Source organism: Streptomyces sp. NPDC008001 (assembly GCF_042958085.1).
In the GTDB taxonomy this organism is placed as follows: Bacteria; Actinomycetota; Actinomycetes; order Streptomycetales; family Streptomycetaceae; genus Streptomyces.
The window spans coordinates 54,832-67,391 of the sequence record NZ_JBIBIZ010000016.1 but is presented as its reverse complement, the minus strand read 5'-3'; the positions used below and the strand labels follow the sequence as shown (position 1 = coordinate 67,391).

Sequence of the window (12,560 nt, the reverse complement as noted above, 5' to 3'; positions counted from 1 at the left end):
GCCCGGTTACATTCCGAACCCGGAAGCTAAGCCTTTCAGCGCCGATGGTACTGCATGGGGGACCGTGTGGGAGAGTAGGACGCCGCCGAACAATTATTAGCCTCAGGCCTGGGATATTTATCCCGGGCCTGAGGCTTTTTTGCGTTCCCGAAACCATCCCCGGATTGTGCTGCCGGGTCCGGTCCGGCCCGGCTGCTCGGCTGCTCCCTTTCCACTGAAGCAGCCGAGTCCGAGCCGAGCCCACAAAAACTAGGAACCCTTATTCGCCCGCCGCTCGCGCGAGCTCGACGTCAAGGGATTCACGCCGGATGCGCTGGTCCATGTACAGCAGAGCCGTCATGCCGGCCGACACCGGCAGCGTAAGAGTCGAGCTGATCACTGCCGAGATACCGATCGTGATGAGCGACGACCAGTCGTTCGCAGCGGCCGCCGTCTGCTCCTGGAAACCGTGCAGGAAGGTGTCGAAGGCGAGAACCACGGCCTGGGTCAGCAGACTCACCAGCGCCGTCATCAGCACCGAAATGAGCTGGATGCCGAAGACGCGCCACCACGCTCCCCGGACCAGCTTCGCCGACCGCCGCATCGCCGCCAGCACGCCCTGCTTCTCCAGCATCAGCGCCGGTGCCGCAAGGCTGTAGCGGATCCACAGCCAGGTGGCCACGCCCATGGCCGCCAGGGCGCCCACGGCCGTCAGGGACATTCCCGCCTGCTCCGCACCGGCCGCCGCCGCGAGGAGACCCCAGACAATCCCTACGGCGAACACCCCGATCAGGAGCATCGGCACCAGGATCATCAGGCCTGCCATGCGGCCCAGCTGCGGTTTGGCGTTCAGCCACGCCTCCCGGGCGGTGACGGGGCGGCCCAGGACGGCACGGCTGACGATCACCGTCAGGAGAGCCGCGGCAGTGATGGAGCCGACCAGGCTGAGCAGCCAGGCGACGCCGATCCCGCCGAGGCCGTTGCCTATGGCGTCGACCAGTTCCTGCGGGGTCTGCGGCGTCTCGCCGCCGAGCGGATCCAGGTCGGGTGTGCCGCGCTCCCACAGCCGGTCCACCACTGTTGCCACGGCCTGGGTGCCGACCGCGACCGCCAGCGAAATACCGAGGACGGAACGCCAGTGGATGCGCATCGTGCGCACCGCGCCCTCCACGATCTCGCCGGCCTGCAGGGGCCGCAGCGGGATCACCCCGGGCTGGGGGACCTGCGGAGGGCGCCGCCATTGGTTCCAGCCCGGCTGTTGCGGCAGGCCTCCCGTCCCCGCAGGGCCGGGGCCGTGGCCGGCCCGGGCGCGTGCCCTCTCGCCCGTGTCCCGGCGCTGTCGCGGGGGGCCCGGGGAAGAGACCGACCAGTCGCCCGCAGGCGGCTGGTCCTTGGCCCACTGCGCCCCCTCGGCCTTCTTGCTCTCATCCGTCTTGTCGCCGGTCTCGTCGGACGGGGAGGATCCGGGCGAGGTGAGGCCCGGAGAGTCAGTCATGTGCGTCTCGCTCCTTCTCGGTGCCCGCCCGTCCGCCGGTGCGGCGGCGAGCGGCTGCCAGCAATCGTGTCACGGGGGCTTGAACGTCCCACGAGCCGCAGGAGAGCCCCGGCCCCCGCCCTGGCTCGGCCTCACCGGCTCGTACGGGGGAGGAATCCCAAGGCGACCTTCAATAGTCAGGGCGTCCGCGGCAGACTGGACAGATGGCTGATCAGTTCGCGGCATCCATGGCGTCCGTCGAGCCCGGCTCCATTCCTTCGCTCAGATGGGAGGAGCTGCCGGAGGGGCCCGTGCTCGTGGTCCTGGACCAGCGGCGGCTTCCCGCGGAAGAGGTCCAGCTGGTGTGCACGGACGTGCCGGCGCTGGTGGACGCCGTCCGTACGCTCGCCGTGCGCGGGGCCCCGCTGCTGGGGCTCGCCGGAGCGTACGGGGTGGCGCTGGCGGCCGTACGGGGCTTCGACGTCGTGGAGGCGGCCGAGCTGCTCGCCCAGGCACGCCCCACCGCGGTGAACCTGGCCTACGGGGTGCGGCGGGCCGTGGGGGCGTATGAGAAGGCCGTGAAGGACGGCAGGGGGCCAGAGCAGGCGGCCGCGGCCACTCTGGCCGAGGCCCGTGCCGTGCACCGTGAGGACGCCGAGGCCAGCGCCGGGATGGCCCGGCACGGGCTGGCCCTGCTGGAGGAGCTGGTGCCCGGCGGCGGGTTCCGGGTGCTGACGCACTGCAACACCGGGGCGCTGGTCTCGGGTGGCGAGGGCACGGCGCTCGCCGTGGCAGGGGCTGCGCACCGTGCGGGGCAGCTGAGGCGGCTGTGGGTGGACGAGACGCGTCCGCTGCTGCAGGGAGCGCGGCTGACCGCGTACGAGGCCGCCCGGGCCGGTATGGCGTACACGCTGCTCACCGACAACGCGGCGGGGTCGCTGTTCGCTTCCGGAGAGGTGGACGCGGTGCTGATCGGCGCGGACCGGATAGCCGCCGACGGTTCCGTGGCGAACAAGGTGGGCAGCTATCCGCTGGCCGTGCTGGCCCGCTACCACCACGTGCCGTTCGTGGTGGTGGCCCCGGTGAGCACCGTGGACCTCGCGACGGCGTCGGGCTCGGAGATCGAGGTGGAGCAGCGCTCGGGGCACGAGGTGACGGAGTTTACGGTGGTGCCGCCCGGGGCAGGCGCGGAACCGGGCACGGGTGTGCCGGTGGCCCCCCTGGGGGCGCAGGCCTACAACCCTGCCTTCGATGTCACCCCACCGGAGCTGGTCACGGCGATCGTGACGGAGAACGGCGTGGTCTCGCCGGTGACCAGCTCCGGCCTGGCGGAGCTCTGTGCCGGACCGCAGCAGGGATCCGGGAGTGAGCCGGGCTGATCAGCACGTGTACTGTCCACCCCTGGCGGCGAACGCGATCGGAGTCCCGGGTCAACGGGACACACCGGAGTATGTCAGTCGCGCCAGGTGAGCTCCGTCACCCGGCTCTATGGACCGGATGCGAAAATGGGATGATGTCGATATGAAGGGACGCGTCCTTGTCGTCGACGACGACACCGCACTGGCCGAGATGCTCGGCATTGTGCTGCGTGGTGAGGGTTTCGAGCCGTCGTTCGTTGCGGACGGCGACAAGGCACTTGCTGCTTTTCGTGAGGTAAAGCCCGATCTCGTGCTGCTCGATCTGATGCTGCCCGGCCGGGACGGCATCGAGGTCTGCCGGCTCATCCGCGCCGAGTCCGGTGTGCCGATCGTCATGCTGACCGCGAAGAGCGACACGGTCGACGTCGTCGTCGGCCTGGAGTCGGGGGCGGACGACTACATCGTCAAGCCGTTCAAGCCGAAGGAGCTGGTGGCGCGGATCCGCGCCCGCCTGCGCCGGTCGGAGGAGCCCGCGCCGGAGCAGCTGGCGATAGGCGACCTCGTCATCGACGTGGCCGGGCACTCGGTCAAGCGCGACGGGCAGTCGATCGCGCTGACCCCGCTCGAGTTCGACCTGCTGGTCGCGCTCGCCCGCAAGCCGTGGCAGGTGTTCACCCGTGAGGTGCTCCTGGAGCAGGTGTGGGGCTACCGGCACGCGGCGGACACCCGCCTCGTCAACGTGCACGTGCAGCGGCTGCGCTCCAAGGTCGAGAAGGACCCGGAGCGGCCGGAGATCGTGGTGACCGTCCGTGGTGTGGGCTATAAGGCCGGGCCGAGCTGACGTGCCGGCCAGCGGTGCCGCCCCGGAGCGGGGCGCGGGGCGGCCCGCCGAGAAGGCGGGCGGCACGTCTCTCTTCCGGCGGCTGTGGCGGGCCGGGCAGATGCTGTCCGACGGCGCGACCGCCGGCTCCGTCCACCCTGTGCTGAGGCTGTACGTGCGCTGGGTGCGGCGGCCGCTGCTGCCCGCGATGCGGCTGTGGCGGCGCAACATCCAGCTGCGCGTGGTCGCGACCACGCTGCTGATGTCGGTGGGCGTGGTGCTGCTGCTCGGCGTGGTCGTCATCGGGCAGGTCCGCAACGGCCTGCTGGAGGCCAAGCGGCACGCGTCGCTGAGCCAGGCCGAGGGCGGTTTCAAGGCGGCGCGGGACGCCGCCGACACCGCTGCGGACACCCGCGGGCAGGACGCGCAGTCCGGCAGCCGCAGCGCCACGGACCCCGGGGCCTGGCTGACGGCGCAGGTGCAGCAGCTCTCCAGCGGCGGTCAGGGCGTCTACCACGTGGTGGCGCTGAGCTCCGGCAGCAGTGACCTCACGTACGGCGATCTGGGGTACGGCGATGTGTCGTCCGCCGGCGCGCGCGGCCCGCGCGCCTCCGGGGACATCGACCCCGAGGCCAGCATCCCCGCCGACCTGCGGAAGCAGCTGGACACCAAGACCGGGGCGCTGTGGAAGTCCGCGTCGGTGAAGCACAACTCCCACGACGAGGGCGAGCCCGCGCTGGTCGTCGGCAAGCGGATGTACGACCCCAGCGGCAAGGCGTACCAGCTGTACTACCTCTTCCCGTACACCCAGGAGGAGAAGTCGCTGAGCCTGGTGAAGACCACGCTCGCGACCGCCGGCGTGTTCGTGGTCGTGCTGCTCGGCGCCATCGCCTGGCTCGTGGTGCGGCAGATCGTCACTCCCGTCCGGATGGCCGCCAGCATCTCCGAGCGGCTCGCGGCGGGCGTCCTGCAAGAACGTATGAAGGTCACCGGTGAAGACGACATCGCCCGTCTCGGTGAAGCCTTCAACAAGATGGCGCAGAACCTCCAGGTCAAGATCCAGCAGCTGGAGCAGCTGTCGCGGATGCAGCGCCGGTTCGTCTCGGACGTGTCGCACGAGCTGCGGACGCCGCTGACGACCGTACGGATGGCCGCCGAGGTCATCCACGAGGCCCGTGAGGACTTCGACCCGGTCACCGCGCGGTCGGCGGAGCTGCTGTACGGGCAGGTCGACCGCTTCGAGTCGCTGCTGGCCGACCTGCTGGAGATCAGCCGGTTCGACGCGGGCGCCGCGGCCCTGGAGGCCGAGCCCGTCGACCTGCGGGACGTCGTGCACCGGGTGATCGAAGGGGCCCTGCCGCTCGCGGAGCGCAAGGGCACCCGGCTGCTGGTCGAGGGCGCCGAGCAGCCGGTGATGGCGGAGGCCGACTCGCGGCGCGTGGAGCGCGTGCTGCGCAACCTCGTGGTGAACGCGGTCGAGCACGGTGAGGGACGGGACGTGATCGTGCGGCTGGCGGCGGCCGGCGGCGCGGTCGCGGTCGCCGTCCGCGACTACGGCGTGGGGCTCAAGCCCGGCGAGGCGACGCGGGTGTTCAACCGCTTCTGGCGGGCCGACCCCGCGCGTGCGCGCACCACCGGCGGTACGGGCCTGGGCCTGTCGATCGCCGTCGAGGACGCGCGCCTGCACGGCGGCTGGCTGCAGGCGTGGGGCGAGCCGGGCGGCGGTTCGCAGTTCCGGCTGACCCTGCCCGCCACGGCGGGCGACACGCTGCGCGGATCGCCCATCCCGCTGGAGCCGGCGGACTCGCGGCGCAACCGCGGTCTGAGCGAGGCCGGGGTGCCGACGGCCGTGGCCGGCCGGTCCGGCGGCGTCCCGCCGCACGGCAGCGGCCGGGGGCCCGTCCAGGCACCGGCGAAGAACGTGCCCGCTGTGGACCCGGCGGCGCTGCCGGGCAGCGGCGCCCGCGTGGTGCCCCGTGCGGGTGCCAAGGAGGGCGCCGGGGAGAGCACCGGAGAGGGCGCCAAGGAGGGCGGCAAAGCCGCGGCAGGGGCCGCGGCGGAGGCCACGGAGGAACGTTCAGCCGAACGTTCCGGTGAACGTGAAGGGCAGGCGCGTGGGCGCTGAACGCAATCGCCGCCGGCGGGCGCCCGGCCCGCGCCGGCGGATCGCAGGGTTCGGCGCGCTCGTCGTCAGCGGTGCGCTGCTGGCCGGCTGCGCCTCGATGCCCGACAGCGGCGAGGTGCGGCCGGTCGACTCCTCGCAGCGGGCCGACGCGGACTCGCAGGTGCGGGTCTACGGTGTCGCGCCGCACAAGGGCGAGCGCCCGCAGGAGCTCGTGAACGGCTTCCTCGAGGCCACCACCAGCGACGACCCGGACTACGGCACGGCCCGCATGTACCTGGCCAAGGGCAAGCAGCGGGAGTGGGACCCGGCGAGCAGGACGGTGGTCCTGGCGGAGCCGCCGCAGGTGCGCGTGGAGCGCACCGACGACCGGGACCAGGACTACACCGTCACCCTGGTCGGCAAGCAGGTTGCCACGATCGACGACAAGCACGCGTACAAGCCCGAAGAGGGCGCGTACAAGCAGCAGATCCACGTCGCGCGCGAGGGCGGCGAGTGGCGCATCGACGACCTGCCGCCCGGGCTGGTGCTCGGCGTCGCCGACTTCCAGCGCATCTACCGATCGGTCAACAAGTACTACTTCGCGGAGCTGGGCACGAGCGGCCCGGAGAGCGGCCGGCACATCCTCGTCGCCGACCCCGTCTACCTCCGCAAGCGCATAGACCCCGTGACCGCCACGGTCAACGCGCTGCTCGACGGGCCGACCAACTGGCTGGACCCGGTGGCCGCGACGGCCTTCCCGACCGGCACCAAGGTCGTGGACCGGCGGCTCTCCGTGGACGACTCCAACGCGCTGAAGATCCGGCTCAACCAGAAGGCCGCGGGCACCAACGAGGCGCAGTGCGATCGCATGGCCGCGCAGCTCCTCTACACCGTCCAGGACCAGTCGGTGAAGGTCGGGCAGGTGGTGCTGCTGCGGGAGGACGGCTCCCAGCTGTGCTCGCTGGGGCGGGAGCAGGCGCGGCAGTACGCCCCCGACCGGGCCGCCGGACTCGGCGCCGACCAGCAGTACTTCGTGGACGGGCAGCACCGCATGGTGAGCCTGTCCGACGGCGAGGAGGAGCCGCGCCGGGTCCCCGGTCCCTTCGGATCCGACACCGCCCTGCAACTGCGGTCGGTGGCCGTGAACCGGGGGGAGAGGCGCGCTGCGGGCGTGGCGAACAACGGCCAGTCGCTGTACGTCGCCGATCTGGAGGCGGGCGCGGCGCTGGGCGAGCCCCGGCTGACCGTGCGCGGCGGCGTCAAGGCGGGCCTGACGGCTCCCAGTTGGGACGGGCTCGAGAACCTCTGGGTCGCCGACCAGGACCCGGACCGTCCGCGGCTGCTGCGGCTGCCCGGCGGCACGGGCACCCCGGAAGAGGTCCAGGTGCCGCGGCTCGACGGGCGCATCACCGGGCTGCGGGTCGCGGCCGACGGGGTGCGGATCGCGCTGCTGGTGACCAAGGGAGACCGCACGAGCCTGAAGCTGGGCCGGGTCGAGCGGCACGGGACCGGGGGACGGCCGAGCCTGTCGGTGCAGGAACTGCGTTCCGTGGCGCCGCGGTTGGAGCAGGTCGACGCGGTGTCGTGGGCGGGCGGGAGCCGGCTGCTGGTCGCGGGGAACGAGCAGGGCGGGCTGCAGCAGCTGCAGTACATCGACACGGACGGCTCGCTGTCGAACGCCTCCGGGCTGCCCGGGATCACGGGGGTGCGCGGGGTCGCGGCTTCGGAGAGCACGACGAAGGCGCCGGCGCTGGTGGCGGAGCGGGACGGCGGGATCGTACGGCTGCTGCCGGACAGCAACTGGAAGCTGGTGGCCAAGGAAGGGTCGGCGCCGGTCTATCCGGGGTAGCGGCCTGCCCGGCGCGCGCTGGAGCCGTGGCCCGGCGTGCCCGGTTCGCGGTCGCGCCGTGAGTTTTCCACAGGGGTGGCGGCGGGCTGCCGGCAGCGGGACAGTGGATCTGTGCGCGGGTGGTGGCAGGAGATCACGGGCCTGGTGCTGCCGGGTGAGTGCGCGGGGTGCGGACGGCCGCGGACCGTGCTGTGCGATGCGTGCCGGGCGGCGCTGGGCGGGGGCGCGGCGCGGCGGGTGAGGCCGGATCCGGAGCCGGCCGGGCTGCCGCCGGTCCATGCGGTGGCGCGGTACGAAGGGCCGGTGCGCGCGATGCTGCTCGCGCACAAGGAGCGCGGGGCACTGGGGCTGGCGAGGCCGCTGGGGGCTGCCCTGGCGTGTGCGGTGCGCTCGGCGGCCGGTGGGCCGGGCAGTGGTCGGCAGGGTGGGGGAGGGGCCCTGGAGGCGCGTGAAAGGCCCTTGCTGCTCGTCCCCGTCCCCTCCGCCCGCCGTGCCGTCGCCGCCCGCGGCCATGACGCCGGACGGCGCCTCGCTCTCGGTGCCGCGCAGGCCCTCCGCGCCGGCGGGCTGCCGGCCGCCGTGGCGGCCGTGCTCCGGCAGTGCAGGACCGTCGCCGACCAGGCCGGCCTCGGTGCCCGGCAGCGCAGGGCGAATGTCGCCGGGGCTCTGGGGGTACGTATGGGAGCAGAGGGGCTGCTGATGCGCGAAGGGCCGGTGGTGCTGGTAGACGACCTGATGACCACCGGGGCCTCGCTGGCCGAGGCGGCCCGCGCCGTCTCGCTCGCGGGCGGGAGCGTGCTGGGCGCCGCCGTCGTGGCCGCGTCCGGAGCGCCTCCGCGCTCGGCCGAAAAGAAGCGGAACTGAAGGCCAATGTCATTCGTTGCTGATGGTAACGGCAGGAAAACACCTGAATGGAGGTACGTCCCGGTAGGGGCTACCGACAGGCGTCCGAGCGAGATATGTTCGGTTGTGAGGAATGGCAGGGGCTATGCCTCGCATTTCCGAATGGCGCGCTTTGCGCGCTTTCACGGAAGCTTGAAGTCGATGGGGTGCAGACCTTGCCGATGTGGGGAGGAGGAGGTGAAAACCGCCAAGTCGGTGGCTCCGGGTATCCCCGGAGTCTGATGCAAGAGGGATGCGCTCCGCACCTTCGGCGGGGCGATCCGGGAACGGAGTTCTGCGTGGACATCGTCGTCAAAGGCCGCAAGACCGAGGTGCCCGAGCGCTTTCGCAAGCACGTGGCCGAGAAGCTGAAGCTGGACAAGATCCAGAAGCTCGACGGCAAGGTGATCAGCCTCGACGTCGAGGTGTCCAAGGAGCCCAACCCCAGGCAGGCCGACCGCTCCGACCGGGTGGAGATCACGGTGCGTTCCCGTGGACCGGTGATCCGGGCGGAGGCCGCAGCAACCGACCCCTACGTCGCACTGGACCTGGCCACCAGCAAGCTCGAAGCACGACTGCGCAAGCAGAACGACAAGCGCCACACCCGGCGGGGCAACGGCCGCATCCCCGCGAGCGATGTCGCATCGACCGTCATCGGCGCCGCCGAGCTCACCGACACCGGTGAACTCGCCACCGAGCAGGCGGCGGACGGGGTGCCGGTCACCCGCATGGGATCCCTGGAGATCCGGGGCGAAGGCCCCCTGGTGGTCCGCGAGAAGACGCACTCCGCAGCGCCCATGACCCTCGACCAGGCGCTCTACGAAATGGAGTTGGTCGGACACGACTTCTATCTGTTCGTCGACTCCGACACCAAACAACCCAGTGTCGTCTACCGGCGGCACGCCTACGACTACGGCGTCATCCACCTCAATGCCGACCCGCTCTTCGAAGGAGAGCCCGGTGGTGCGGGCGGGGAGCTGGGCGGCTGACCGGGGAGGCACCGGCCTCCCGCGTCCATCGCCGCAGCCGGCCGTAGTCCGGCGGCCGTAGTCCATTCGAGCCAGGTGCCCTCGGAGCGCGCTCCCCGCGCTCCCGGGGCACCGGCGTGCGCCTACGGAATCACCGTCCGGCGCCCCGGCATGAAATCATGGCCCCGGCAGCCAACCACCGGCGCCGGGGAACCGGTTGGACGGCTCGGCACGCAGCACAGTGCAACCGCGATGGGCTCTGGGCCTTCAGGGGTCTTCAGGGGGAGGAACAATGGCGGACAGGTTCGGGCCCGTACTCGAGCCCGGCGACGATGACGACGAAGGATCCTGCACCGACAGGGGCGTGGCGCGCGAGGAGCCCATCCGGGTCCTGGTCGTGGACGACCACGCGCTCTTCCGCCGGGGCCTGGAGATCGTCCTGGCGCAGGAGGAGGACATCCAGGTCGTCGGCGAGGCCGGGGACGGCGCGGAGGCCGTGGACAAGGCCGCCGACCTGCTGCCCGACATCGTGCTGATGGATGTCCGCATGCCCAAGCGCGGCGGCATCGAGGCCTGCACCTCCATCAAGGAGGTGGCCCCCAGCGCGAAGATCATCATGCTGACGATCAGCGATGAGGAAGCCGACCTCTACGACGCCATCAAGGCCGGTGCGACCGGCTATCTCCTCAAGGAGATCTCCACCGACGAGGTCGCGACGGCGATCCGCGCGGTGGCGGACGGGCAGTCGCAGATCAGCCCCTCGATGGCCTCCAAGCTGCTCACCGAGTTCAAGTCGATGATCCAGCGCACCGACGAGCGGCGGCTGGTGCCGGCGCCCCGGCTGACCGACCGTGAGCTGGAGGTCCTCAAGCTCGTGGCCACGGGGATGAACAACCGCGACATCGCCAAGGAGTTGTTCATCTCCGAGAACACCGTCAAGAACCACGTGCGGAACATCCTGGAGAAGCTGCAGCTGCACTCCCGGATGGAAGCGGTGGTCTACGCGATGCGGGAGAAGATCCTGGAGATCCGCTAGCGGCACGCCGGCGGGACCGGCATCTCGGCCAAGGGCCTCAGTCCAGGGCCTCCACCAGCTCCGCCGCCAGCCTCGCGTCGTCGCAGCGCTCGATCCGTACGCTGTCGCAGCCCACCCACTCCGCCGCCTCCCGGAGAGCCTGGGCCATCGGCGCCACGGCCCCGGGCCCGTCGAGGGAGACCTGCCGGGCCACCAGCGTGCTGCCGTCGCGCGCCGGGTCGACGCGGCCCAGCAGCCGGCCGCCCGCCAGCAGGGGCATCGCGAAGTAGCCGTGTATGCGCTTGGCCTTCGGCACGTACGCCTCCAGGCGGTGGGTGAAGCCGAAGATCCGCTCCGTACGGGGGCGGTCCCACACCAGGGAGTCGAACGGCGACAGCAGCGTCGTGCGGTGGCGGCCGCGCGGCGGTGCGGCGAGGGCCGCCGGATCGGCCCAGGCCGGCTTCGACCAGCCCGCCACCTCCACGGGCACCAGGCCCGTGTCGTCGATGACGGCGTCCACCTGCTCGCCCTTCAGGCGGTGGTAGTCCGCGAGGTCGGCCCGCGTCGCCACGCCCATCGCGGCGCCCGCCTGCGCCACCAGGCGGCGTATGCACGCGGCGTCGTCCAGGTCGTCGTGGAAGAGGGCGGAGGGCACGGCGCGCTCGGCGAGGTCGTAGACGCGCTTCCAGCCGCGCCGGCGGGTGCACACCACCTCGCCGGTGTCGAGCAGCCACTCCACCGCGATCTTCGTCTCGGACCAGTCGTACCACTCCCCGCCGTTCTTGGCGCCGCCCAGCTCCGTGGCCGTCAGGGGGCCGTCGGCCTTGAGGCGGTCGCGGACGGCGGCGCACGAGCGCTCGGCGTCCTCCATCACGTGCCAGCGGTGGCCGCGGGCCTGGAAGGCCCGGCGCCGGAAGGCGAACAGCGGCCACTCCTCGACGGGCAGGATGCACGCCGCGTGCGACCAGTACTCGAAAGCGTGATCCCCCGACCAGTACGCCGCCTCGACCGTGCCCCGCCCGACCGCGCCCAGCCGTGCGTACGGCACGAGCTCGTGCGAGCGGGCCAGCACCGAGATCGTGTCCAGCTGGACGGCCCCCAGCCGGCGCAGCACCCCGCGCGTGCCCGCCCGCCGGTCCGGGGCGCCGAGCAGGCCCTGGGCGCGCAGCGCCAGCCGGCGGGCGTCATCGGCCGACAGGTGGTGCTCGGGCTTACGGTCCTTGCCGGGCTTACGGCCCTTGGCGGAGGCGGCAGTTGTCATGGCGATCACCTTAGGCGGAGGCACTGACAACGCCCCGGGAACCGTCAGCCGCGTCCGGGAAAGGGCAGGTAGGGGGCGGTGGAGGGGAGCCCCAGATCGGAGGGGAGCACGGAGCCGACCCATGCGTCGCGGCGTGTGCCCGCGTGCGCGATCTTCGATCGCATGGTCCCCTCCATCCGGAAGCCGGCCTTCAGGGCCACGGCGCGGGAGGCCTCGTTGCCCGCTTCCGCGTACCACTCGACGCGCCCGGCGCCGAGGTCCGCGAAGGCCCACCGGACCACCTCGCGGGCGGCCTCCACGGTGTAGCCGCGGCCGCGCTGCTCCTTGGCGGTCCAGTAGCCGATGGCCGCCTCGTTCTCGGAGGGGTGCGACGTGAGCCGCATCAGGCCCATGGAACCGGTCAGCCTGCCCTCCTCGCGGGTGAACACGCCCCACGTGTACATGGAGTCGTCGCGCCAGCCGGCCGGGCAGACCTCGGTGACGAAGGACCGGGCGTGCCCGGGCGTGTACGGAGAGGGCACGCTCGTGTAGCGCGGGATCTCCGGGTCCTGGCAGGCGGCGTGCACGGCGTCCGCGTCGGCGGCGGTGAAGGGGCGCAGCAGCAGACGCGCGGTGGTGAGGCTCACGGGCTCCATGGGCGGAGTGTAAGGACCCGTGGCGGGGCACCCCCCGGGCGGTTCGCTCGTTCCAAGGACGGGTGACACCGCGGGTGACACCCGGCCCGGGTGATGACGGACCTCCCGGCGCGGCGGGGTCCTCGCTTACGATGGCCGTTGCGGCGGGGACTGTCCCGTCGTGCCCGCGTACCCGCCCCCTGCCCACGGCGGGGGAGAACCGGTGCCAGGCCCGA

10 protein-coding genes and 1 rRNA gene are annotated in these 12,560 nt (G+C 72.1%); 8 read left to right on the top strand and 3 right to left on the bottom strand.

The genetic code is table 11. The features are described from left to right. Nucleotides 1-91: ribosomal RNA gene (gene rrf, locus ACFZCD_RS32405) — 5S ribosomal RNA — on the top strand; the annotation flags it as partial. Between the two features lie 168 nt (nt 92-259). Here rrf and ACFZCD_RS32400 read toward each other — a convergent pair. Continuing rightward, on the bottom strand, nt 260-1,474 hold the full coding sequence (locus tag ACFZCD_RS32400; RefSeq protein WP_391836638.1) for a hypothetical protein: 1,215 nt from the start codon (nt 1,472-1,474) through the stop codon (nt 260-262). Nucleotides 1,475-1,677: 203 nt separating this feature from the next. Between ACFZCD_RS32400 and mtnA the strand changes: the two genes are divergently transcribed. The 7 genes from mtnA (at nt 1,678) to ACFZCD_RS32365 (ending at nt 10,470) form a co-directional block, all read left to right on the top strand. Then, on the top strand, nt 1,678-2,832 hold the full coding sequence (gene mtnA, locus ACFZCD_RS32395) for an S-methyl-5-thioribose-1-phosphate isomerase (protein ID WP_391836637.1): 1,155 nt from the start codon (nt 1,678-1,680) through the stop codon (nt 2,830-2,832). Nucleotides 2,833-2,974: 142 nt separating this feature from the next. Continuing rightward, nucleotides 2,975-3,652, top strand: coding sequence for a two-component system response regulator MtrA (gene mtrA, locus ACFZCD_RS32390; protein WP_055539974.1), 678 nt, complete (start codon nt 2,975-2,977; stop codon nt 3,650-3,652). A 1-nt stretch (nt 3,653) separates the two neighbouring features. Next, nucleotides 3,654-5,756, top strand: a complete 2,103-nt coding sequence (mtrB, locus tag ACFZCD_RS32385) for an MtrAB system histidine kinase MtrB (RefSeq protein ID WP_391836636.1) — start codon at nt 3,654-3,656, stop codon at nt 5,754-5,756. Then, nucleotides 5,746-7,584, top strand: a complete 1,839-nt coding sequence (locus ACFZCD_RS32380) for an LpqB family beta-propeller domain-containing protein (RefSeq protein ID WP_391836635.1) — start codon at nt 5,746-5,748, stop codon at nt 7,582-7,584. The genes mtrB and ACFZCD_RS32380 overlap by 11 nt, the downstream gene beginning before the upstream one ends. A 111-nt stretch (nt 7,585-7,695) precedes the next feature. After that, complete coding sequence (locus ACFZCD_RS32375; RefSeq protein ID WP_391836634.1) at nt 7,696-8,448, top strand: ComF family protein; 753 nt, start codon at nt 7,696-7,698, stop codon at nt 8,446-8,448. 317 nt (nt 8,449-8,765) lie between these two features. Beyond that, nucleotides 8,766-9,455, top strand: a complete 690-nt coding sequence (gene hpf / locus ACFZCD_RS32370) for a ribosome hibernation-promoting factor, HPF/YfiA family (RefSeq protein WP_391836633.1) — start codon at nt 8,766-8,768, stop codon at nt 9,453-9,455. Nucleotides 9,456-9,726: 271 nt separating this feature from the next. Continuing rightward, a complete protein-coding gene (locus ACFZCD_RS32365) occupies nt 9,727-10,470 on the top strand; it encodes a response regulator (protein WP_391836632.1) in 744 nt (247 codons plus the stop codon). A gap of 37 nt (nt 10,471-10,507) precedes the next feature. On the opposite strand, the gene ACFZCD_RS32360 is transcribed toward ACFZCD_RS32365, so the two are convergent. Beyond that, nucleotides 10,508-11,710 (bottom strand): winged helix-turn-helix domain-containing protein, encoded by a 1,203-nt coding sequence (locus ACFZCD_RS32360; protein WP_391836631.1) that lies wholly within the window; start codon nt 11,708-11,710, stop codon nt 10,508-10,510. 44 nt (nt 11,711-11,754) lie between these two features. Next, nucleotides 11,755-12,345 carry a GNAT family N-acetyltransferase gene (locus tag ACFZCD_RS32355; protein WP_391836630.1) on the bottom strand — a complete coding sequence of 197 codons (591 nt, stop codon included), beginning with the start codon at nt 12,343-12,345 and terminating at the stop codon, nt 11,755-11,757. Nucleotides 12,346-12,560: the final 215 nt, after the last annotated feature.

Bases quoted from the DNA above. Each gene is read 5' to 3' on its own strand.
- ACFZCD_RS32355 (WP_391836630.1), bottom strand. From the start codon at position 12,345: ATGGAGCCCGTGAGCCTCACCACCGCGCGTCTGCTGCTGCGCCCCTTC.
- ACFZCD_RS32360 (WP_391836631.1), bottom strand. From the start codon at position 11,710: ATGACAACTGCCGCCTCCGCCAAGGGCCGTAAGCCCGGCAAGGACCGT.
- mtnA (WP_391836637.1), top strand. From the start codon at position 1,678: ATGGCTGATCAGTTCGCGGCATCCATGGCGTCCGTCGAGCCCGGCTCC.
- mtrA (WP_055539974.1), top strand. From the start codon at position 2,975: ATGAAGGGACGCGTCCTTGTCGTCGACGACGACACCGCACTGGCCGAG.
- ACFZCD_RS32365 (WP_391836632.1), top strand. From the start codon at position 9,727: ATGGCGGACAGGTTCGGGCCCGTACTCGAGCCCGGCGACGATGACGAC.
- ACFZCD_RS32400 (WP_391836638.1), bottom strand. From the start codon at position 1,474: ATGACTGACTCTCCGGGCCTCACCTCGCCCGGATCCTCCCCGTCCGAC.